Source organism: Campylobacter sp. FOBRC14 (assembly GCF_000287855.1).
Classification (GTDB): Bacteria; Campylobacterota; Campylobacteria; order Campylobacterales; family Campylobacteraceae; genus Campylobacter_A; species Campylobacter_A curvus.
This window is the reverse complement of the sequence record NZ_ALJJ01000006.1, coordinates 25,145-47,583: the sequence shown is the minus strand read 5'-3', so window position 1 is coordinate 47,583 and position 22,439 is coordinate 25,145. Positions and strand designations below refer to the sequence as shown.

24 protein-coding genes, 1 tRNA gene and 1 pseudogene are annotated in these 22,439 nt (G+C 42.1%); 19 read left to right on the top strand and 7 right to left on the bottom strand.

Annotated features, from left to right (window positions below; genetic code table 11):
- The 4 genes and pseudogenes from HMPREF1139_RS00790 to HMPREF1139_RS00775 all read left to right on the top strand — a co-directional run.
- Positions 1-338: pseudogene (locus HMPREF1139_RS00790) on the top strand (hypothetical protein); the annotation flags it as partial.
- 2 nt (positions 339-340) lie between these two features.
- Positions 341-715, top strand: coding sequence for a phage tail protein (locus HMPREF1139_RS00785; RefSeq protein WP_009649413.1), 375 nt, complete (start codon positions 341-343; stop codon positions 713-715).
- Positions 705-893: a tail protein X gene (locus HMPREF1139_RS00780; RefSeq protein ID WP_009649425.1), complete on the top strand. Its 189-nt coding sequence runs from the start codon at positions 705-707 to the stop codon at positions 891-893. Before HMPREF1139_RS00785 ends, HMPREF1139_RS00780 begins: the two co-directional genes overlap by 11 nt.
- Entirely contained in the window at positions 887-1,858 is a 972-nt protein-coding gene (locus HMPREF1139_RS00775) for a phage late control D family protein (protein ID WP_009649378.1), read from the top strand. The genes HMPREF1139_RS00780 and HMPREF1139_RS00775 overlap by 7 nt, the downstream gene beginning before the upstream one ends.
- 33 nt (positions 1,859-1,891) lie before the next feature.
- On the opposite strand, the gene HMPREF1139_RS11160 is transcribed toward HMPREF1139_RS00775, so the two are convergent.
- Positions 1,892-2,278, bottom strand: a complete 387-nt coding sequence (locus HMPREF1139_RS11160; protein WP_009649417.1) for a hypothetical protein — start codon at positions 2,276-2,278, stop codon at positions 1,892-1,894.
- 250 nt (positions 2,279-2,528) lie between these two features.
- Between HMPREF1139_RS11160 and HMPREF1139_RS00765 the strand changes: the two genes are divergently transcribed.
- From HMPREF1139_RS00765 to HMPREF1139_RS00695, 15 genes are all read left to right on the top strand, one after another.
- Complete coding sequence (locus HMPREF1139_RS00765) at positions 2,529-2,837, top strand: hypothetical protein (RefSeq protein WP_009649390.1); 309 nt, start codon at positions 2,529-2,531, stop codon at positions 2,835-2,837.
- On the top strand, positions 2,834-3,238 hold the full coding sequence (locus HMPREF1139_RS00760; RefSeq protein WP_009649423.1) for a hypothetical protein: 405 nt from the start codon (positions 2,834-2,836) through the stop codon (positions 3,236-3,238). Before HMPREF1139_RS00765 ends, HMPREF1139_RS00760 begins: the two co-directional genes overlap by 4 nt.
- Positions 3,239-4,111, top strand: a complete 873-nt coding sequence (locus HMPREF1139_RS00755) for a tyrosine-type recombinase/integrase (RefSeq protein WP_009649411.1) — start codon at positions 3,239-3,241, stop codon at positions 4,109-4,111.
- 207 nt (positions 4,112-4,318) lie between these two features.
- Positions 4,319-5,524 (top strand): helicase-related protein, encoded by a 1,206-nt coding sequence (locus HMPREF1139_RS00750; RefSeq protein ID WP_232209581.1) that lies wholly within the window; start codon positions 4,319-4,321, stop codon positions 5,522-5,524.
- Positions 5,524-6,021: a CRISPR-associated protein Cas4 gene (locus tag HMPREF1139_RS00745; protein ID WP_009649414.1), complete on the top strand. Its 498-nt coding sequence runs from the start codon at positions 5,524-5,526 to the stop codon at positions 6,019-6,021. The genes HMPREF1139_RS00750 and HMPREF1139_RS00745 overlap by 1 nt, the downstream gene beginning before the upstream one ends.
- A complete protein-coding gene (cas2, locus tag HMPREF1139_RS00740; RefSeq protein ID WP_009649393.1) occupies positions 6,021-6,299 on the top strand; it encodes a CRISPR-associated endonuclease Cas2 in 279 nt (92 codons plus the stop codon). Before HMPREF1139_RS00745 ends, cas2 begins: the two co-directional genes overlap by 1 nt.
- Before the next feature lie 8 nt (positions 6,300-6,307).
- On the top strand, positions 6,308-7,006 hold the full coding sequence (locus HMPREF1139_RS00735; protein ID WP_009649381.1) for a CRISPR-associated endonuclease Cas1: 699 nt from the start codon (positions 6,308-6,310) through the stop codon (positions 7,004-7,006).
- 1,201 nt (positions 7,007-8,207) lie between these two features.
- Entirely contained in the window at positions 8,208-8,954 is a 747-nt protein-coding gene (locus HMPREF1139_RS00730) for a YaaA family protein (protein ID WP_009649376.1), read from the top strand.
- Between the two features lie 126 nt (positions 8,955-9,080).
- Entirely contained in the window at positions 9,081-9,383 is a 303-nt protein-coding gene (locus HMPREF1139_RS00725) for an HU family DNA-binding protein (RefSeq protein ID WP_018135891.1), read from the top strand.
- 75 nt (positions 9,384-9,458) lie between these two features.
- A tRNA-Leu gene (locus HMPREF1139_RS00720) sits at positions 9,459-9,545 on the top strand.
- 105 nt (positions 9,546-9,650) lie between these two features.
- On the top strand, positions 9,651-10,559 hold the full coding sequence (locus HMPREF1139_RS00715; RefSeq protein WP_009649387.1) for an AEC family transporter: 909 nt from the start codon (positions 9,651-9,653) through the stop codon (positions 10,557-10,559).
- A 64-nt stretch (positions 10,560-10,623) separates the two neighbouring features.
- Positions 10,624-10,839 (top strand): hypothetical protein, encoded by a 216-nt coding sequence (locus HMPREF1139_RS00710; protein WP_009649380.1) that lies wholly within the window; start codon positions 10,624-10,626, stop codon positions 10,837-10,839.
- Positions 10,839-11,501 carry a response regulator transcription factor gene (locus tag HMPREF1139_RS00705; RefSeq protein WP_009649405.1) on the top strand — a complete coding sequence of 221 codons (663 nt, stop codon included), beginning with the start codon at positions 10,839-10,841 and terminating at the stop codon, positions 11,499-11,501. The genes HMPREF1139_RS00710 and HMPREF1139_RS00705 overlap by 1 nt, the downstream gene beginning before the upstream one ends.
- Positions 11,494-12,660, top strand: a complete 1,167-nt coding sequence (locus tag HMPREF1139_RS00700) for a sensor histidine kinase (RefSeq protein ID WP_009649382.1) — start codon at positions 11,494-11,496, stop codon at positions 12,658-12,660. The genes HMPREF1139_RS00705 and HMPREF1139_RS00700 overlap by 8 nt, the downstream gene beginning before the upstream one ends.
- A gap of 91 nt (positions 12,661-12,751) precedes the next feature.
- Positions 12,752-14,230, top strand: coding sequence for an aldehyde dehydrogenase family protein (locus HMPREF1139_RS00695; protein WP_009649400.1), 1,479 nt, complete (start codon positions 12,752-12,754; stop codon positions 14,228-14,230).
- A 363-nt stretch (positions 14,231-14,593) separates the two neighbouring features.
- Here HMPREF1139_RS00695 and HMPREF1139_RS00690 read toward each other — a convergent pair whose 3' ends face one another.
- From HMPREF1139_RS00690 to fliP, 6 genes are read right to left on the bottom strand one after another with little or no spacing between them, the layout of a single operon-like run.
- The gene (locus HMPREF1139_RS00690) at positions 14,594-15,460 is read right to left on the bottom strand and encodes an EamA family transporter (protein WP_009649422.1); all 867 of its coding nucleotides are present in this window, start codon (positions 15,458-15,460) and stop codon (positions 14,594-14,596) included.
- The gene (locus HMPREF1139_RS00685) at positions 15,457-16,692 is read right to left on the bottom strand and encodes a TolC family protein (protein WP_009649418.1); all 1,236 of its coding nucleotides are present in this window, start codon (positions 16,690-16,692) and stop codon (positions 15,457-15,459) included. The genes HMPREF1139_RS00690 and HMPREF1139_RS00685 overlap by 4 nt, the downstream gene beginning before the upstream one ends.
- Positions 16,682-19,702, bottom strand: coding sequence for an efflux RND transporter permease subunit (locus HMPREF1139_RS00680; protein ID WP_009649391.1), 3,021 nt, complete (start codon positions 19,700-19,702; stop codon positions 16,682-16,684). Before HMPREF1139_RS00680 ends, HMPREF1139_RS00685 begins: the two co-directional genes overlap by 11 nt.
- Entirely contained in the window at positions 19,702-20,439 is a 738-nt protein-coding gene (locus HMPREF1139_RS00675; protein WP_009649404.1) for an efflux RND transporter periplasmic adaptor subunit, read from the bottom strand. Before HMPREF1139_RS00675 ends, HMPREF1139_RS00680 begins: the two co-directional genes overlap by 1 nt.
- The gene (locus tag HMPREF1139_RS00670; RefSeq protein WP_009649424.1) at positions 20,436-21,701 is read right to left on the bottom strand and encodes a TolC family protein; all 1,266 of its coding nucleotides are present in this window, start codon (positions 21,699-21,701) and stop codon (positions 20,436-20,438) included. Before HMPREF1139_RS00670 ends, HMPREF1139_RS00675 begins: the two co-directional genes overlap by 4 nt.
- Entirely contained in the window at positions 21,701-22,438 is a 738-nt protein-coding gene (gene fliP, locus HMPREF1139_RS00665) for a flagellar type III secretion system pore protein FliP (protein ID WP_034965895.1), read from the bottom strand. Before fliP ends, HMPREF1139_RS00670 begins: the two co-directional genes overlap by 1 nt.
- Between the last annotated feature and the right edge of the window lies 1 nt (position 22,439).

Genomic DNA, 22,439 nt, shown 5'->3' with positions numbered 1-22,439 from the left:
GAACGGTAGGCGATGCTTTGGGCAGTGCATGGAAAGGCACAAAAGAATTTTTTGGCTTTGGTGATGAAGAAGAATCAAAACAAGAGAGCAAACAAAGCAATGAGGGCTTTTTTAGCTCGATGTTTGGCGAAAAAGACACACCACAAATAAAACAAACCGCAAAAGCATTAGCTACCACGAGCGGCAACATAACCATAAATTTAAACGGCGGCTTTAATATCGCTACAAGCGAAGGTAGATTTGATCTAAGCGAGTTTGAAAGAGCTTTGACTCAAAGCGTCAAACGTGCTATACAAAGAGATCAATTCAATCAAGCAAATACCGAGATCAGGGAGTAGAGATGGTCTTAAATCTAGGTGGCTTTAAATTTAACTGGAAACAAGTGGGCAGTGTCGGGATAGAAACCGAGTTTGGCATCAGCTCAAATGAGCGCATAGCAAATTATGAGGCTATATTTAGGGCAAATTTAGGCAATCAAACTATCAATATCGAAGGACAAACTCTGCCATATAGAGGCGACAAACAAACTGCCCTAAAAAGGCTTTATGAGCTGGCAAATTTAGCCAGCAGCTATCCGCTCACGAACGGTGCGGGCAAGTATTTCGGACGGTTTGTCATCACAAAAATCAGCGAAAAACAAGCAGTATTCACAGCAGATGGACTATTTTTCACTCAGACTTTTACGATGGAATTAAAGAGGGATTATGATTTATAAGGCAAAAGACAACGAGAGGCTAGACACTGTAGTATTCAAGTATTACGGACATTTGAGATTTTTCGAGCAGGTGCTGGCCGTAAATCCAAAGCTAAAACCGATACTCAAAGCCGGCAATGATGTGATACTGCCTGAATTCAAAGAAGTAAAATCCAAGGAACAAGCAAAGCTATGGTAAGAAAGCCAAATTTTAAGCTCATAGCTAAAGGCAATGACATCACCGAGACTATCAGACGAAATTTGATCGAAATAGGCTTTGATGACAAAGAAAGTAGCAAAAGCGATGAGATAAGCATAAAAGTAAATGGAATATTTGCAAAGCCGGTGTTCGGAGACAAGCTAGAGCTTTATCTTGGATACGGTGAGGATCTATATCTTTGCGGATCATTTTCGGTGCAGACTGCAACCCGTGACTACAAAGCAAATACGACCGAAGTTAGAGCAACGGCAGTCAATTTTGCAAGCCCGGTGAAAGAAAAGAAACGCAGGAGCTGGGAGAATACCACTATATTTGCGATTGCTCGTAAAATAGCCGAGCAAAATAACCTCTCCTCTAAAACGAGTGGAGATGATCAGCCGATAGCTTCAAGACTACAAGACAATGTGAGCGATCTTGAATTTCTTTACGGGCTTTGCTTTGAGACAGGTTACAAAGCACTCGTCAAGAACAATACTATCGTCATCACTCCTATGGATGCAAAAGGAGATGAGGGCCAGACCTCAAACACTCCGAGAAATGAAAACCTGCCTAAATTTGAACTCAGTCTCAACGAGCTTTTCTCTCTTGAAATCACCGAAGCAAATAGAAACAGCTATACAGCAGTGATACTTGAATGGCAAGACGTGAATGAGGGCAAGACGAAAAGCATCAAGGTTGGAGCGGGCGAGCAGGTCTATAAAATGCAGATCCCGCAACCAAAAACAGACAACGAAGCATTCAAACAAGGTGAAAGCAAGCTAAATGAATTGCAACGCGGCGGTATAAATGGTAGATGCTCGCTACCAGGAGCAAACATAATAGCAGGCGGAAAGCTTAAATTTAAAGGTATTGCTGGGCTAGAGAGCAATGAATTCACGATAAAAAGCGTAGAGCATAGACTGACGAGCCAAGATTATACGTGTGAAGTGGAGTTTGAGGGGTAAAAGGTATTTAAAGGCCATTTAAAGCCTTTAAATTTACTTTTTAAGTATTTGAACGACAACGCCGATTATCTCGCCTTTTGCTGGGTATTCTTTTACGCTCATTTGTGCATCGTTCATCACGACCACCTTATCTCCGACTTTTGGCTCTTTCTTTTCTACTATTATGTGCTCGTTAGTGTCAGCCATACTTAGGATTATTGAATTTTTAGGACACTCTATCTTTAGAATTTGCCTTTTTATTTCATCGTAGCTACTCGATCGCTCATAATTCACCAGCCAACTATCCACCCAAGATGGCAGTGGCAATTTTTCATCGTTCCAGTTAGATACCGTGCTATACGCAAGCCCAGTGATCTTACAAAACTCTTGTCTGCTGAGCGACAACCTCTTTAGGGTATCGTCAAATTCTTTTTTAGTCATCTTTCATATCTCCTTTGAAATTTTTCGAGATTATACCATATTTATTAAAAAAGTAAAAATAATTGAAATATTTTATTAAATTAGTAAAAAACTCTTGACATCTTTATTAAATTAGTATATAATTGCAGTATAAATTTACTAGATTAGTAAATAAAAGGGCGCGACGAGACGACACCCACCAAGATGAAAATCTCGCCGCGAAGTTGCTCCCTTTCGGGAGCCTTTATTTTACCATAATAAAGGATATAAGATGCAAAAGAACTACTACAACAAGGGTGAGGCCAACATCATACTAGCCGGCATAAGAAGCTGGGCCTACTCAAACAGAGACACGGTATCAAATACGACTCTCGATAGGATCGAGAAATTTATCAACACCGAACTTTCGGCAGAGGATAGAGAAGCTGTGAGGCTCAGTGACTTTGATAAGTGGTCTTTTCAATATTGGATCGATAAGAAGATAGGTGATACAAAGGGATACGCCAGACTTCTTGAAATTGATGTTGATATAAACAAGCTAGATGATGTGATCCGCGGCGAAGAAAAGGAAGAGATATGAAAGATCTAAACCTTTTGGCAGATGATGAGCTAAAGCAGCTCATCTGTGATGCAACTGCGGTGCTAGAAAGTAGAAAAGATGGCAAGAAATTCATCCTCGAGACATACGGCGAGTTTGATCCTAGAAAGCATGGGCACGCATATTTGGCAAAGCTAAATTTCAAAGATGGCAAAATCGAGCGTGAGTTCATTGACTGCAACGGCAAACAATGGGACGGCAAGCATAAACTATACTCTACCTCTTGGACTTTTGTTGCCAAAGAGGGCGATAAATTTGAGGGTCGTTTGAGTGATGGTAGCTGGAAAAATGATAGCAAAGACTACTATATCGTTATGAGAAACGATACAGGTGAGCTTGAGCTAAAAAGTATAAGATCGCTCTCAGATCTAAAAGAAGCATAAATGACCCTCAACAAACTATCCGCTCTATATCTTGATGAGTTAGGGCGGATAAGTATCACAAAGCAAAAGCGAGCAAAAGGCTACCTATCGCATAAGCGAACTCTACCGCAAAACATCGACACTATCACTAGTATGGATATTCAAAGATGGCTAGCAAAATTGCAAAAGAAATTTGCACCCGGCACTGTCAAATATATCATCGGATGTTGGCGTAAAGCTTGTGAGTTTGGGATAGAAAAGGGATGGATCTTCAAAAACCCTTTTCTCAAAGCCAAGCATCCAAAAATATCGGTGCCAAAGATAGAGCCCTTTAGCAGAGATGAAACCAAAGTTTTACTTGAAAGAGCTACCGGGCAACTCAAATTTTATTTGGCCTTCGCTTTTTATACGGGGGCTAGGAGCTGTGAGATACTAGCTCTCAAGTGGAACGACATCGATACAGATAGTATGACGATCTCTATCTCAAAAAGCCTCGCGAATGGAACGCTCAAAAACCGAACGAAGACTGGAAACGATAGAATAGTGCCAATATTTTCGGGTTTGTTACCATATATCAAGGAACTCGAAAAGCAAAGAAACTGCGAGTGGGTCTTTTCTCAAAACAAACGCCATCTGTTCGGTTCTACTTCATTGTTGGGCAATGGAAGATGGAAAGCCTTGTTAGCAGATTGTGGCATAGCCTACCGCACTGCAAGACATACGAGACATACGTTTGCAAGCTACATGGTCGAGTTCGCCATCCAGAACAAGAAGCCTATCAAATGGGTAGCTCAGATACTAGGACATGCAAATATCGATATGACTCTCAAGGTCTATACTCGCTTTATCCAAAATGAACATTTGAATTTAGATAGAGATATTGAGATTTTTTAAAAGTCATTTAATATTCTCATTTTTTACATTAAGGTGAAAAATGAGAAATTTTTTTACGAGAATCGTGAGACGGGTTAAAATAACAAAGGAATTTTAGTCTATAAAGCCCACCATAAAACCGCAGTAGATGAAGATACGCCCGAAGATCGCTATTCAAAAGTTAAATTTTTAATGGACTCGTTTAGCGGGAATTTTAACGTTACAACTTTGTATCAGTTTATTTTTACGATTTTTGGAAATAAAAATAAAGATAATGTTAAATTTAACCAACTAAAAAATAGTGTCGTCATCATAGATGAAGCGCAGGCGATACCTTATGAATTTAGAGTCGATTTTATGAGGCTTTGCGAGATAATTTCCCAAAAGCTTGACACTATTTTTATATTTATGTCTGCGACTATGCCGATTATGGGGGATAAATTTAAAGAAATTTCAAATTTGAACTATTTTAAAGAGCAAAATAGATACGTTTTAAAATGGCTTGATATAAATAAAAATGAAGAAAATTTAATAGAAAAAATCACTCAAACTGCGAAAAATAAAAATACTCTTGTCGTAGTAAATACGATCAAAAAAGCCCAGCAGCTATTTTTAAAATTTGCCGGTAAATTCGAGTGTTACAGTCTAAACGGATATATGCACGATACGCATAAGCGAGAAGTTATAAAAGGCGTGAAAGAAGCGATAAATTTAAATAAAAATGGCTGTGGCAAGCCTATTTTACTCATCTCTACGCAGTCTATCGAAGCGGGTGTGGATCTTGACTTTGACATCGGTTTTCGCGAGACCGCTCCGATAAGCTCCATTATACAAACTGCCGGCAGGATCAACCGAAATTTTGGCGATCAAGGCGTGCTTTATGTATTTGAGGATATTTGCGGGTATTCAGATCCGATTTACGGCGATTTAAAAACAATAAGCGATGCAATTTTAAAAGATACACTTTTGCAAAACGATGTAGAAGAAAAAGATATTTTAAGTATCGTAACGAAGTATTTTAAAAGCTTAAAAGAGCATCTTGAAAGAGCGTTTGTTGAGCAAGAGATGAAAGAGCTTGCATTTTACGATATAAATGAAAAAATAGATAAAGCTATGAACGACGAATATAAAATGACCGTCATTATCGAGCCTCGGAGCGAATTTATAAAAGAATTTGAAGCTAAAATTTTTGCTATTAACGCAGATGAAAATTTAGATAAATTCGCAAGACTTGATATTTTTAAAGATACGATCAAACAAATTTCAAAATTTAGCATAAATGTTTCAAAAATTGATGCCGATGAGTTAAATTTAAGAGCCGTAAGGGCGCTAAAAGAGGTTTATTATCTGCCTTTCGGAGATACGGCGTATAATGAAAAATTCGGGCTTAAAAAAGATATGGATTTTAATGCTTTAAATGAGGCTTTCGACTGATGTTTTCACAAGATGAGATCACCGGCACGCTCGTAAATTATTTTATGACCTGTAAGCGCGAAGCATGGCTATACGCTCATCATATCCACGCCGATCAAGACGATGAAAACGTGCTCATGGGCAAGGCACTAGCCGACATAAAAGAAAAAGACTTGCAAGACTTCGCATTTTCAAATTTAAAATTTGACAAACTATCAAAACAGCGCGGGCATTATTGCATAACCGAATACAAAAAGAGTCTAAAAAACGAGTTTGCGGGCAGGATGCAGCTACTTTTTTACATTTATATTTTAAAAACCGGATTAAATTTAAAAGAGGTCAAAGGACGGCTCATCAGCGGCAAAAAGGTGATCACCGTGGATGATAGCGAGGAGAATTTTAGCGCGCTTGAAGCGATCTTGCGCGAGATAGAGGCTTTGGTGAATTTAGCCAAACCGCCTAAATTCACGCCTCAAAAAATTTGCAAAAACTGCGCTTACAACGGATACTGCGCGTAATGTATGCGATTTTATTTTACGACATCGCCGGCGCAGAGCAAAAAGAGAAAAACAACGCAAATCGTATCAGAAAAGCCGTAGAAAAATTTCTGCCTCGCGTGCAGTTTTCCGTTTTTGAGAGCGAGATCAGAGCGAGCGACTTTAAAAAGCTCACGAATTTGTTGCAAAAAGAGTGCGTCCAGGAGCTTGACTCCATCGTCATCTACACGTTTAACTCGTTAAAATACTCCGAACGCATCGTCATCGGACAGGACAAAAACGGCGCGCTATTTAGTTAGGAGAGAGCATGCAAAAAAGCGACAGGACGCACTTTATATTAAGCAGCGGGCGGCTTAGGCGGCAGGATAACAACATCTATTTTGATAAATTTGACGAGACGGGCGGCGTGACGGCGAGTAAAATTTTGCCGATCAACGCCATAGATGAAATTTACATCCTTGCCCGCGTGGAGCTTGATACCTACACGCTCGCGTTTTTGGCGGATAATAACATACTTTTGCACGTTTTTAGCCCGTTTCAGAGCTTTCGGGGGAATTTTTACCCGAGCACCTCAAACTCGGTCAATAAAAGCGGCTTCGTGCTGCTGTCTCAACTGCGGGCGTTTGACGACCCCGTAAAGCGCGTCTATATCGCTCGTGAGATCACCCGCGCGCACATGCTAAACGACGCGGCAAACTACCGCGCGCTTAGCCTGCACCTTGATCTAGCAGAGATATTTAAGCCGATTTTGGGCGATACGCTGATATTTGCGATGCTAAATAAAAAGGAGATCACGGCAAAGGACTTTCAAACGGACGCCGGACGGATAAAATTTAGCAATGACGCCATCCAAAAGATCGAGATGAAGATGATCTCTCGCCTAAGCGAAACGATCGCGCTAAACGGGCAAAACCTCACGTGGCGGCAAGTCATCAGACGCGAGGCAAACCAGCTCAAAAAATGTATCTGTGAGGATATGCCTTACGTGGGGTTTGTGTGGGGATGAGGTTTGGTATTTTGGGATTAAATTTAAAGATTGATAGCTTTTTAAAGATAAGATATTGATGTTTTTCTTTGTGTGAGCTTTGGCGGAGCGTGGATGCTGGTTTTAGATATTGATATTTTTGGCTTTATTGCAACAAAGTATTGATTTTTAAATTTCAAAGCATAGGAATGCGAACATCATTCTAGCAAAAGCATTGCACGAGCCTATCGTTGTCGATTTTTCTGTTTTTACTTTATCTTACTCAAACGCTGTTCGCATTTTTCTCTTTTTAAGATGCTTCACACTACGCTCGCAACCGTACACGCAAGTAAAGCAAAAAGATTTCTTTTAAATGCCATTTGCATACGCGCCGCACCTTGAAGCGAGTATTAAGATTTGATTATAGCAGAGCATATTTTTTACAAAAAACCTGCTTGATTATCTTATGCACAGGTTTGAATGCTAGTTTAATGCTTTAATTATTAGGGCGTTTTATAACAAAGAGTTTGATAAAACGATAATAAAGCTTGTTCTAAGATTTTGATAATGCCCTATTTTCTAGGTTTTTGCTTGCTAACAATTTTAAATTTTAACTATTTTTAAGATATAAAAATATAGACTTTTAATTTTAATGGCCCTGAAATTTGATATTTTGGTGCTGTTAAAATTTATTCCGTTGGAATTTGAAACCTATATCCTAGCTGATACTAATACATACACCATCAGTTAAAATTTATTCCGTTGGAATTTTTATAATATGGCCAATACCTAATTATTCCAAAAATTTAATACCTTGAAAACTGTATAAAAAATAAATAGCCTCTATTTCTAACCAACAAATACCAAATTTCTTTAGTCTATACTTTTTTGTAGTATAATTACGAGATATTTATTTGGTTATAAATTTTAAACTGATGAAATTTTAAAGTATCGAGAGCATATTATAAGTATAATTCAAAACAAATATTTTATGCCCCTTAGAAGATGACATTTATGTAAAACTTTTAAAGTTCAATAGCAAGCACCTCAAAAAATAAATTTCATCAAAATACTTAAAAGTTAAAGACTAGCCAAAAACCAGTCAATGTACTTTATGTTTTAGTTAATATATCTAAAATTACTACTAATGCCATATGGTGAGCGTAGATCAAATAATGATATTCAAAAATATAAGGAGCAAGTAGTCCATGCTTAATACAACAAAACACACGAGTTTTATAAGATGGCACTAAAAATACTTTTTTCTCCGAGCGAAAGCAAGAGCACATTTGCAGGGGATAGCTACATACGAAAAGAAAATTTCACCTTTGCTAAGCTCTTTCATCTAAGGCTTGAAATTTTAAAAAAATACGCTTCATTCGTAAAAACGGCAAGCGATAAGGAGCTTTGCAAGCTTTTTGGTTTTAAAAATTTAGATACCGACGATACTTTAAGAGACGATATCTTCGCAAAAGGCTGCATAAAGGCCATCTTGCGATATGATGGCGTCGCATATAAACATTTAAATTACCGGTCGCTAGACACCAAGGCTCAAGGCTATATAGATGAAAACGTTCTTATATTTTCAAATTTATTCGGTCCTATAATGGCCGGCGATCTTATCCCCGAGTACAAACTAAAGCAAGGTGAAAAGATAAATGGCCTTGATATCGAGAAATTTTATAATGAAAATTTTAGCGCAGCTATCGATGAGTTTTTACAAGACGATGATGTTTTGGATCTAAGGGCAGGATTTTACGAGAAATTTTATAGTATCAAAAAAGAATATATAAGCTTTAAATTTCTAAAAAATGGCAAGGTCATTAGTCATCATACCAAAGCCTACCGAGGTAAAATTTTAAAAGAGATATCAAAAAACAGCGTGAATGATAAAACACAGCTCATGACTTTAAATTTTGAAGGTTTACGCCTGATAGATATGAAAAAAATCGGTCTTAAAACAGAGTTTGCGCTCGAGATAGAAGAGTAAAATGGCCGTTTTTGCCTTTCTTTGTTAAAAATTTTAAAAAATATGGCTAAATTTCGTTAAAAACTATTGTTTTTTTTTGAAAAAGATTGTAGAATTGCCGCATCACACTTCTTAAAAGGATGATTCATGAAAAAAGCTGAATTTATTCAAGCTGTTGCCGACAAGGCTGGTCTTTCAAAAAAAGATTCTCTTAAAGTTGTTGACGCTACTTTAGAGACAATCCAAGCTGTTCTTGAGAAAAGCGATTCTATAAGCTTCATCGGCTTCGGTACTTTCAGTACTGCTGACAGAGCTGCCAGAAAAGCAAGAGTTCCAGGAACTAAAAAAGTTATCGACGTTCCTGCAAGTAAAGCAGTTAAGTTCAAAGTTGGCAAAAAACTTAAAGAAGCAGTAGCTGCCGGCGCTCACAAAAAAGGCAAAAAGAAATAATTTCTTTTATAGAGACCTCTAGCAGGTCTCTATTTTTACTCAAATTTTTACCCACATAAATTTTATTATTTTTTAGCCCGAGTGGTGAAACTGGTAGACGCGCTAGACTCAAAATCTGGTAAGGGCAACCTTGTGTCGGTTCGAGTCCGACCTCGGGCACCATATTTACTAAATGAAATTTTAAGTCGTTATATAATCTGCAAGGTTAATTAAAATTTAAACTTTACCGAATTATAATCCCTTTTTACAAATTTTAAAGAGCTTTAAATGAATTTCGTGCCGTTATTTTCTATATTTGTCGTTATCGCTACCGGCTTTTTTGCTAAAAAGATCGGTCTTCTTGAACAAAAACACTCTATCGTATTCGTAGATTTCGTGCTTTGCTTCGCTATCCCTGCGTTGATATTTGATAAAATTTATCACGTAAATGTCGATACCTCGCTGATAAATACCATACTTGCCGGCTTTAGCTCCAGCGTCATCAGTGCGGTCATCGCATTTGGACTTGGCGTTTTGCTTAAATTTTCAAAAGCGACTACCGTCAGTATGATAATGCTAAGCCTCTTTGGAAACACACTATTTGTCGGTATGCCGGTAGCTCAGGGCTTTTTTGGCGACGAGATGCTAAATGAGGTCATATTTTACGATCAGCTAGCTACTTCGATCCCACTTTCTATCCTTGGGCCACTCATCCTATCTTTTGGCGCTCCGGAAAAGGTCTCGCTCTTTCAAAATGCGATGAAAATTTTAAAATTCCCGCCTTTTATAGCGCTCATCATCGCCTTTGCAGTTAAAGGCATCTATGTACCGGAATTTATATTCGCTCCGTTTAGGATGCTTGAAGGCAGCGTGACACCAGTCGCACTTTTTGCCATAGGCGTGGGACTTAGCTTTGGCAGTATAACAAGCTCATATAAGAGTGCAAGTATAGTTTTGATCTGCAAGATGGTGCTTCCGGCACTAATCTTTTTCATAATAATGAAAATTTTAGGCGTCTCGATGAACAAAACCTGGCTGGTAGGCCTATTTCAATGCTGTATGCCTCCTATGGTGCTAGCTAGCGCGATGGTCATCAAGGCCGGTCTAGACAGCTCGCTAGCCATCTCCTCGGTCGCACTCGGCGTTGCATTTAGCTTCGTCACGCTTCCGGCACTATTTTATATATTTGGTATCTAAATTTCACACTGATTTTACACTTGGCGGCTATACTTCTTTCATAATTTCTTTCAAAGGAGCAAAGATGAAAAAGTTAGTTTTAGTTGCACTTGGTGCTTTATTTATGGTCGGAGGTGCTCTAGCAGCAGACAACATGAGCTCTAACATGGATAAAAAAGACGACATGAAAAAAGAGCAAATGATGAAAGATGGCATGAGCAAAAAAGACGGCATGATGAAGGACGAGATGAAAAAAGATATGAAAGATGACATGAAAGGCGATATGAAAAAAGGTATGTAATGGTAAGAATTTTGCTCGTAGAGGACGATGAAACGCTGCTTGAGATGATAAGCGAGTATCTAAACGAAAACGGATACGAGGTCGTCTCATGCACGAACGCCCAAGATGCGGCGGATCTAGCCTACGAGCAAACATTCGATCTGCTCATACTTGATGTCAAGATCCCCAAAGGGGACGGTTTCTCCCTCCTTTCCTCATTAAGAAAGCTCGGTGTTACTACGCCGAGCATCTTTACCACCTCGCTAAATACGCTAAACGACCTCGAAACGGGCTATGCTAGCGGCTGCGATGATTATCTCAAGAAGCCATACGAGCTAAAAGAGCTTTTGATACGTATCCAAAGCCTGCTCAAGCGAAATTTCTCTCATACAAATAGCGAATTTATCGAGCTTGGTAACGGCTATAAATTTTACCCTCAAAGCAAAAATTTGACCAAAGACGACGCAAATGTAAGCATCTCTGGTAAAGAGAGCGAGCTTCTGACACTATTTTTGCAAAACAAAAACAAGCTCTTAAGCAAGCAAACCATCTTTGAAAGGGTTTGGGGCTTTGATGAAGAGCCTAGCGAGCAAAGCCTTCGCGTTTATATCAAAAATTTACGCCAAATTTTAGGCAAAGACAGCATCATAAACAAAAGAGGTGACGGCTACATCTATGTCTGAAAAAGCCAAAATTTTATTTAAGATCCTATCCTTATACCTAGTCACGAGCGCCCTATTTTTAGGATATTTTTTCATAAACGACTACGAGATGAAAAAAGAAGCGCTCATATCAAACGAGGTCAAAAATTTAAAAGAGATAAAGATGGGTATCTATATGAAAGCGCGCATGGACGGCGTGAGCTCTATCGGCGCTCTCACACGTGAAAAGGGCGTGAGAGCTTGCATATTTACCCAAAACGGAGAGAAAATTTACGCCGATGAAAACTGCAGCGAGGCTAGGCCAAAAAACGTATCGATCGAAGGCGGCAAGGTAGCAATATTCGAGGCTATCCAAAATATGGAAAGCAACACCACGGACGAGCTTTCAAAGGCTAAAATTTTACTCTTTGGCAAAGATATACAAGGTGAAATTTTAGCCCTTCAGATAAAAACGTCGCTAAATTTGATCCTTGCATTGGCAGCACTACTTTTTGTGGCGTTTTATCTGGCAAAGCTCGCTCTAAAGCCTCTTTATATAAAAATAAACACGCTAAATCGCTTCATCAAAGACTCCACACACGAGATAAACACTCCGCTTAGTATCATCATGATGAGTATCGAAACGGCCGATAAAAGCTCGCTAAATCCTAGAAATCTAAAACGCATGAATAATATCGAGCTGGCAGCAAAGATCCTAAGCAACATCTACGACGACCTCGTTCATCTCACGTTTAGCTCGGGTAAAAGCGCAAAAAAAGAGCTCATCGACTTACACGAGCTGCTTTTAGAGAGGCTTGATTATTTCGCGCCGTTTTTTGCAAAGCGAAATTTAAAAATAACGACGCATCTAAGCGCCTCTAGCATAAACGCAAATCGCTACGAGATGACTAAAATTTTAGACAACCTTCTTAGCAACGCCGCAAAATACACAAACCTTGGCGGCAACGTAGCCATAAATTTAGCCCCGAACTCCTTTAGCATCACAAACAGCGGCGAGGGCATCAGCAAAGAGCAGCAAAGCAAAATTTACGAGCGCTACACTCGCTTTAACAGCGACCAGGGCGGCTTTGGCATAGGCTTAAGCCTAGTCAAACAATCCTGTCAAAACAACGATATATCCATAAAATGTCAAAGCGAGCCCGGCAAAGATACGACATTTTTGCTTGAGTGGCAAATTTAAAATCCCAAAAAACGAAGCCCGTCCTCTTTAATTTTACTTAAATTTTAATGGTATTATAATTTGGATATCACTTCAAAACAAGGAGACAAAGATGGCAGAACTTTTAAGCAAATACGGTCTTTTCATAAACGGCGAGTGGCGCGACGCCAAAAACGGTGCGACTCTAAAAACATACGATCCCGCAAACGGGAAATTCCTAGCAGAGATAGCCGATGCGACCGAAGAGGACGTAAATGACGCCGTCAAAGCGGCACGTGCGGCATTTAATAAATTTAGACACTCGACCGTTGCCGAGCGTAGCCGTCTTTTAAACAAGATAGCCGACGCCATCGAGGCTAATAAAGAGCATCTGGCGCGTGTCGAGACGATGGATAACGGCAAACCTATCCGCGAGACGCTAAACGTCGATATCCCGTTTGCAGCCGAGCATTTTAGGTATTTTGCCGGCGTGATCGCAGGCGAGGAAGGTAGCGCGAACGTGCTTGATGAGAAGCAGCTTTCTATCGTGCTTCGCGAGCCTATCGGCGTCGTCGGTCAGATTGTGCCTTGGAATTTTCCGTTTTTGATGGCGGCTTGGAAGCTAGCTCCGGTCATCGCGGCCGGTGATGCGAGCGTATTCAAGCCTTCAAGCGAGACTAGCCTTAGCGTGCTGGAGCTGTTTCGCCTAATAGCAGACATCTTGCCAAAAGGACTCGTAAATATCGTGACCGGCAAGGGTAGCAAGGCCGGTGAATGGCTGAAAAATCATCCCGGCATCGATAAGCTCGCATTTACAGGCTCAACAGAGATCGGCCGTGACATAGCCATAGCCGCCGCACAGCGCATCATCCCTGCCACGCTCGAGCTTGGCGGAAAGAGTGCGAATATCTTCTTTGGCGATGCGGACATAGAAAAGGCGCTTGACGGCATACAGCTTGGAATTTTATTCAACCAAGGGCAAGTTTGCTGCGCGGGCTCCAGGATTTTCGTAGAAGAGGCATTTTACGATAAATTTATGGCGGCTGCGATCAAGAAATTTGAGAACATAAAAGTCGGCGATCCGCTCGATCCTAGCACCCAAATGGGCTCTCAGATCAATAAAAAGCAAGCCGAGCAAATTTTAAATTATGTCGAGATCGGTAAAAAAGAAGGCGCTAAAGTCGCAGTCGGCGGCGAGGCGTATACTGCAAACGGATGCGATAAAGGCGCATTCGTAAAGCCTACCTTGCTAACTGACGTGACTAATGACATGCGCGTGGCGCAAGAGGAGATATTTGGCCCTGTCGGCGTCGTCATCAAATTTAAAAACGAAGAAGAGCTTTTAAAGATGGTAAACGACAGCGAATACGGCCTAGGTGGCGGAATTTTCACTCAAGATATCACGAAAGCCCTACGCGTGGCTCGCTCGATGGAGACCGGGCGCGTTTGGATAAATACATACAACCAAATCCCTGCAGGCAGCCCGTTTGGCGGGTATAAAAACTCAGGTATCGGCCGCGAGACGCATAAGATCATCCTAGAGCACTACACTCAGATGAAAAATATCATGATAGATCTGACCGGCAAACCAAGCGGCTTTTATAAACAATGATTTAGGGGGATACGCCCCCTAAATTTCAGACGATCGAAGCGCTTTTTAAGCTTTTGATAACACGTATTGGCTCTGTTCTAATCGTCAAATATTTTAAACATTAGCTGATTTAAGGAGCAAAAACATAGGCCTTGACTTTTAATAGGCCTATATTTTTATCTTTATACGCTATTAAAGGTCATTTCGTTGAAATTTGAAACGTGCTCGCACGAAATGGAGAGGTTGAGAGCATCAGATTAAAATTTATTCCGTTTGGAATTTTAAACTACATACCCGCGAAGCCTGCAATATACGTTCCCTTGACACTAAAGGCCATACTTTTGCTCTGTCCGGTAAATTTCAATAAAAATCATAAATTTTAGCCTACGCTACCGCCCTATCCTCATAAATTTTCACGATTTTTTTATGCACCATCAGCGAAACATACATTATCGCTCCGCCAATAAGCAGCCTCAAAAGATCCGCGTCTTTATGCCAGATCACTAAATTTACGATGATGGCGGCCGGGATGAGCGCGTTGTTCATGATGGCAAGCACGCCGCTATCAACCTCGCAAGCGCCTTTGTTCCATAGATAATACCCAAGTCCGCTAGCCACGATACCAAGCCAAAGCAAGACCAAAATCTGCGTGGCACTCGGGTTCATCCGCTCAAAATTCCCAAACGCCAAGAGCGCTGCCAGGGTCACGAAAAACGCACCGAAATGAAAATATCCAAACACGCTTTTTTGGCTCACGTTATATTTTTCAAGCAAAATTTTATAGGCGCTTTGTCCCGCCCCAAAGCATAGATTTGCCCCCTGCACGAGCAAAAAGCCCTTTAAAACGCCCTCGTTTATCGAGCCGTATTTTATCACGAGCGCGCCAAAGACCGCGATGCCGACGCTGAGCAGATAAAGCGCTCTAAACCTAAGTGCGAACGCGTCATAGACTATCGTCACATAAAATGGCGTAAATATCGTAAATAGCGCGACCTCAGCGACGCTAAGATACAAAAACGAGTTGTAATAAAAAAGATACATCACGCCGATTTGTACCGCGCCGATCGCCATCACGCCAAGTGCTAGGCGTAGCGGCACGCGCCTAAATTTCGTAAATGGCAAAAATACCGCGCAAGCAAGCGCCACACGTGCAAAAACGGCAAAATAGCTATCCAGCCGCCCGGCTAAAAATTCGCCTATCAGACTAAAGCTAAACGCCCAAAGTATCGTCACGAAAATGAGCTTTTTCATCCTTTTATCCTAGTCGCAACATCCTCTGCGCGCTCGTAAAAATATTCAAGCTTCGTGATCTCGAGCTCGTCGCTGTCTAGTATGAAATTTAGCCTGTCGCTGAAATTTTTATCGAGTAAAAACAAAAATTCTCCGTATTTGATCGCTCCGCTTTGGTAACGGCGGGTAAAATTTTGCAAATTTTGCTTCAAGGCGTCTTGCTTTAGCTGGGCGATCTGCACCTGCGATGTCAGGCGCTTTATCTTGCTTTCCAGCCCGCCAAGTCTCGCAGCCAGCATGCTCTCTTCGTCGCTTAGCTCAAGTGCGGCCTTTTGCTCTTCTATGCGCTTTATCTGGCTCTGACGACTGGCCGCCAGACTGTCCGGCAGACTCCATTGAAACTCAAGCATCGGTCTGTTCGCATCGGCGTAGCTGCCTAGCATTTGCGAGCCGCTTTTATCGCCCTTTTTAAAGCTGTCGTTGCTAAAGCCTTGCGAGTCTTTTAGATAGACCTTTGGTGTGAGTTTGCTCTTTTCTTGCTGACTTTGCTGTTCTTTAATGATCTGATCTTGGCGTGCGGCGGCGAGCTTTGCGCTTAAAATTTCTTTGCTAAAATCAGGCATTTGCACCTTTGAGCCCGCGACAAAGTCAAGATCGCCGTTTGAGAGCAAATTTATACGCGATCTTAGCTCGGTACGTTTTAAATTTAGCTCCTCAAGCTCGCTTTTATGCTTTGCGAGGACGAAATTCAGCGCATCGAATTCATCCTTGCCGATCTCGTTATACTCGTAAAAAAACTGCGCCTCCTCAAGCAAGGAAGCTAGCGTGGCGATATATCCCTCCTCAAGCGCTATGAGCGAGTCCAGCGCTACGGCGTTAAAGTAAATTTTACCGATCTGAAAAGCGGTCAAATTCGCTAGATCCTCGTTTTTGTAGATATCGATAGTATCCGAGTGGGCTAAAATTTTATTTGCAGCCTCGCTCGCACCGCCATCAAAGAGCAGATACTCGATCTTTGCCGTGATGCTGCCCGCCTTTGTCATGTAGCCACCCTCTATACCGGGCACAAAGGTATATCGCCCATCAAAAGAGATATTCAGCCGTTTGTTTTGCTGCTCGTCAAACGACGTGTTTTTGTTAAATTTGCTCAAGCTCTCTTGCTTTGCACTTTGAGCCAAGGCTATGATCTCGGCTAAATTCCCGCCATAAACGGCGCAGGCAAGGCACAACGGTATCAAAATTTTAATCTTCAAATTTCGCCCTTTCGTAAAATTTTCTAAGTTTTTTATCAAGCTTATAAACGACCTCAAAGAGTGCCGGCACGATAAGCAACGTCAATACGGTCGAGCTTACGAGCCCGGAGATGATAGAGATCGCCATCGGCGAGTTGCCCTCGTATCCAGCACCCCTTGAAAATGCCAGCGGCAGCATAGCAAATATCATCGCAAAGGTCGTCATCAAGATCGCTCTTAAACGCCTTTTGCCCGCCTTTATCACGGCCTCGTCGATACTCATGCCCTCGTTTGCAAATTTATTGGCAAAATCGACTACTAAAATCGCGTTTTTGCCGACCATTCCAAAAAGCAGTATGGCTCCTACCATCACAAAAAGACTGAACGAATTCCCACTCAAAAACAGCCCCAAAACGACGCCGCCAAAGGCAAGAGGCATGGAGATCATGATGATAAAAGGCAGCATGAAGCTCTCGTAAAGCGCGGCCAGGATCATATAAATAAGCACTGCGCTAAGGCTTATCGTAAAGATAAATGCGGCGTTCGTGTCGTTCATCAGCTCGATAAATCCAAGAAACCTATACTTGTATCCTTGCGGCAAAAACTCGCCTATATGCGCCGAAACGTCGTTTGAGACCTTATTTAGCGCTATGTCATAGATATTTGCTAGAAATTTCAGCTGATTTTCACGGTTGAACCTATCTAGGCTAGGCTGCGACTTCACTTCGCTAAATTTAGCTATATCGCTTAGCGCTATCTGCTCGCCTAGCGCGTTTTTTATCTTTAGGCGCTTAAGAGAGTTTATGTCACCTCTAAATTTATCGTCAAAGCGCATATAGATGTCATACTGCTGGTGCGAATCGTCAAAGGTCGAGACTAAATTCGAGCTAAAAGAGCGGTAGATCGTAGATGCGATGTCTTGTTCGGTGATTTGTAGGCGTTTTGCTTTGTCCTTATCGATTGAGATCTCGATCTGCTCGCGCTTGTCTTCATTCGGAGAGCTGATATCCACCACGCCGCCGATGTTTTCCAGCATCGCACGCACCTTTGGAGTGAGCTCGTCTAAAATTTTATTATCGCTGCCTGTGATGATGAGCTGTACGGGCTGCGTATCTCCGCCCTCCACGACAGGAAGGTCCGCCACCGTGAGGCTAAGCCCCTCGCGCTTAAATTCGTTTCTATACTGCTCCATTATCGCGCTTTGACGATCTTTCCTTTTGCCAAGCTCCTTTAGCCTCACGTATCCTCGCGCCAAATATGCCTGCCTGGCGTCGGTGTAGCCTATGAGTAAATAAGCATACTCCACGCGCTCGTCGGCGTTTATTTTTGACATTATGCCCTCCAGCTTTGCTCTCATGGCCTCTGGCGTGATAGATGGATCGGCCTTGAAAAATATATCGAATTCGCTGTTATCCTCAGTCGGCATGAAGTCGCCTCCGATAAATCTGGCAAGCGACATGGAGGCGAACAAAGCCAGCAAAGAGAGCACGATAAAGGTGATCTTAAATTTTAATATGACACCCAAAAGGCGCTCATAAGAATTTTCTATAAATTCAAAAAACGGCTCCGTTTTGTGCCAAAAGGCGCTCTCATTCGCGCTTATGAAACGTGCAGCGATAGAGGGGATCAGCATTACGCTGACTAAAAACGACACCACGATGCCGGCCGAGACGCTCATCGCAAAGGAGTTGAAGTATTTTCCGATGATGCCGCTCATGAACGCGATCGGGATAAACACGCAAAGCAGCACGCTAGAGATACCAAGCACGCTGAATGCGATCTCTTTTATGCCTTCAAAGCTAGCCTTCAAAGGATCGGCTATATCTTGCATCTTTTTGGTGATATTTTCGATGACTACTATCGCGTCATCTACGAAGATACCGATACCAAGCGTTAGAGCTATCAGAGTGAGGCGATTTATATCGTATCCTAGCACGTCCATTATAAAAAACGTGCCGATGATACTGGTTGGTATCGCGATGACGGAGATGAGGGTGGACGAGAAATTTCTCAAAAATACAAAAACGATGACCATCGTAAGCATCACGCCAAGCACCATGTCAAAGCCCACTTGGCGTATGTTTTTCATCATCGTAAGGCTCTTGTCAAAAGCGACCGTGACGCTATACCCGTCGCCTAAAAGCCGCCTGAATTCATCAAGCTTGGCTTTTGCGTTTTGTATCGTTTTTAGAGCGTTTGCGCCGCTTACTTTCTCAAGCTGCAGCATCACGCCTTTTATATCTTTCATCAGCGCGATAGAGTCCTCATCCTCGTGAGAAAATTCCACCCTTGCCACGTCCTTTAGGAAAATTCCGTTTGCAAGGCGCAAATTTTCAAGCTCGCTTATCTTTCTGGCGTCGAAATTCGATTTTATAGAGATCTGAGTCGCATTATTTTCTATCTTGCCAAGAGGCATACGCAAATTTTGCACGTTTATGATATTTGCGATGTCGCGCGCCGTGAGTGAAAATTTATCGAGTAAAAACGGGTCTAGGAAAATTCTTATTTGAGGCTGCAAAAAGCCGACCTCTTTTACCCTGCCAACGCCTGGTATACGCTGCAAAAAGGGCTTTGCCTCATCGTCTATCTTTTTCATCAGCTTTGTGGCATTGCCGTCTTTTGCACTGATAAAAAGGCTAAATATCGCGCTACCGCCGCCACTTAGCTTTTCTATCTTGTAGCTGCCGTTTATACGCGCCTTTGCCATACGGTCGCGCACATCGTTTGCAGCGGCTTCGATGTTCTTTTTTAGATCAAATTCTATCGTCACCAGGCTTAGGTTGTCAAAGCTGTTCGAGTAAATTTTCTTTATGCCTTCGATGCTGGCGATCTCGTCCTCGATCTTTTGAGTGACTTTGCTTTTTATAAAGCTCATGTCGCCGTCTGCGTAGGTCGTGACCATGATTATAGGGATATCGACCTCGGGGTAGAGATTCACACTCATCGTTCGTAGTGAAAATATCCCGAAAAATAGGAGCGAGACAAAAAACATCAGCGTCGTTATCGGGCGGTTGATCGCGAATTTATACATTATTTTGCTACCACGTATCCTTCGCCAAAGAGACCCGGCTTGATGCCTTTGACGTAAGCCTCGGAGTAAAATTTACGATTTTTAGGCTCTATGATAGGATAAACGAGCGAAATTTCAGCGCTTTGCTCGTTTGCCTCGCCGTCAAGCTTAAAGATAAATCTATCGCCCGCTTTCACGGCATTTGCAAATTTTTCATCGATCGCGATAAGTAGCTTTGAATCGCTAGAATTTATGATAAAAGCGCTTTGCATCACAGCGCCCACGCCCTCGCCTACTTCAACGTTTTTTTGCACCACTACCGCATCAAACGGCGCTTTAAGCTGTTTTTTATCGAGGATATTCTCTATATTTTTTATGGCGATCTTTGCGCTTTGCTCGTCTAATGCCGCCTTGTCGTAGCTAAATTTCGCCTCGTCAAAATTTTGCTTTGAGGTCACGTCCTTTACTTTCTCGAATTTTTTGAGGGTATTTAGGGCGAAATTTTTAGCCGTGACGGCCAAAGCCAGGTCATTTTTGGCCTTTTGAAGCGCTATGAGCTCGCTACTGTTTTCAAGCCTCGCAAGGACGTCGCCCTTTTTTAAAGTATCGCTCACATCGACATTCACGCTTGAGACTATGCCGGAGCTCTCAAAGGCCAGCTTGGAGCTGTTTTTAGCCAAAACCTCAAATGTCGCATAAATTTTCTCCTCGCCAAAGCAAAAGCAAAGCGAGGCCAAAAGCATCAAAATTTTTCTCATTGCACCACCTTTTGCGCGATGTCTACGCCGCTCTCATAAAAATACTCGGCCTTTTTTATCTCAAGCTCGTCTACGCTCATCTCAAGCGCACTCGCAGCGTCAAATTTCGCCGCCAAAGCCGCTAAAAATTCCGTATAGCCAAGCAGCCCCGATTCATATTTTTTGACGCTCGCCTCAAGACTCGCATCGGCTGCTTTCACGTATTGCTCGAGGGCTGAAATTTTACTCGTCAAGACCTCGATATCGTTTTTTAAATTTTTAAGCTTGAGCTCGTTTTCTCGGCGCTTGTAGTCTAAATTTAGCCTCGCTTGCAAGGAGGCTATACGCGCACTTTGTTCTTCTTTGCTAGTGGCTTTAAAATCGAAAATTTTCCATTTAAAGCCTACGCCAAGCTGATTGCTCTGCGAATTTTTCTCAAAAAATTCATTCACGTAAGGCCTATATCTCTCAAACTCGCCCAGCGCAAAATCATAATCGTTCCTGTAAAAGCCGTAGGTGTCGTAGATGAATATCTGAGGCAGCTGCTTTGAGCCGACCTCCTGGACTCTGTGTTCGCTGGCTAGAAGCTGCTCGTTCAGCGCTTTTAAATTTATATTTTCAGAGGTCTTACTAAAATTTGGCATTTGCAGATAGTCTCCGCTTTGCGGGATGATGGCTTGGGCGCTGATGAGCTCGATGGAGCTTAGAATTTCGTTTTGCTTTTGCTTAAATTCCAGCGCCTCGCTCAAAGACAGATGATATTTAGCTCTTATGCTCTCCAGCTCGTCAGTGGCCGCCAGCCCCGCACTTTGCATCTTACCAAGGCGCTTTAGAGCTGAATTTAGATACTGGCTTTGAGCGTGCTTGGCAGCGATGATCTTTTCTAGCGCAACGGCGTTGAAGTAAAGATTTGCGCTTTGATACGCCAGATAATTTCTAAACTCCTCGTCCTCTAAGACGGCTTTGTTTTGCAAATGGCTTAGGATCTCGTCTCTAGCCTCGCGCGCTCCACCGTCGTATAGTAAAAATTCGACCTTTGCCAGGATGCTAGAGGAGCTTTTTGGCGTGAGCATCGAGCGATCGCCGTAAGTGCGGTGCATGCCTCCCTCCAAGCTAAGGCTCGGCAGATAGGAGCTCGCTACGCTTTCGCGCTCTAGCTTCGCCCTACTCGCCTCATAGGCTTTTATCCTCGCGGGCTCGGAATTTTGGGAATTTTCAATAATAAATTTTAAATTTGCCGCCGACAATACGATCGGAAGCAAAAAAAGTAAAATTTTAAACATCAGTGAAAGCTTTTTACTAGATTTCCTACGAGTAAATTCCATCCGTCTACGAGAACGAATATAAGCAGCTTAAACGGCAGCGAGATCATCACGGGCGGTAGCATCATCATACCCATCGCCATAAGGACCGAACTTACTACCATATCTATAACCAAAAAAGGTAAATATAACAAAAATGCTATCTCAAACGCCGTCTTGAGCTCGCTTATCATAAACGCGGACATCGCTATGCTAAGCGGGATATCATCTATGTTTGAGGGGTTTTGCAGATTTCTTATCCTAAAAAATAGCGCTAGATCCTTTTCCCGAGTGTTTTTGACCATAAAATTTTTAAACGGCTTCACGCTACGCTCGAACATCTCCTCGTATCCTATCTGCTCGGCCAAATAGGGCTTCACGCCCTCGTCGTAGCTTTGCCTGCCGATAGGCTCCATTATGAAAAACGTCAGCACCATCGCAAGCGAGATGAGCACGGTAGATGGCGGTACTTGCTGTGTTCCCATGGCTTGGCGTAAAAACGAAAATACGATGATGAGGCGTAAAAAGCTCGTCATCATGAAAACAAGCGACGGAGCGAGAGTAAGGATCGTTAAAAAGATAAGGACATTGAGAGAATTTACGAGCTGTTGCGGACTGCTTGGCGCGCTCAGGCTTAAATTTATGGTAGGCACGACAGGATCTGCCGGCGCTCCAAAGCTTATACAAAACAAAGCGGCTAGGATAAACAGCGCTCTCATC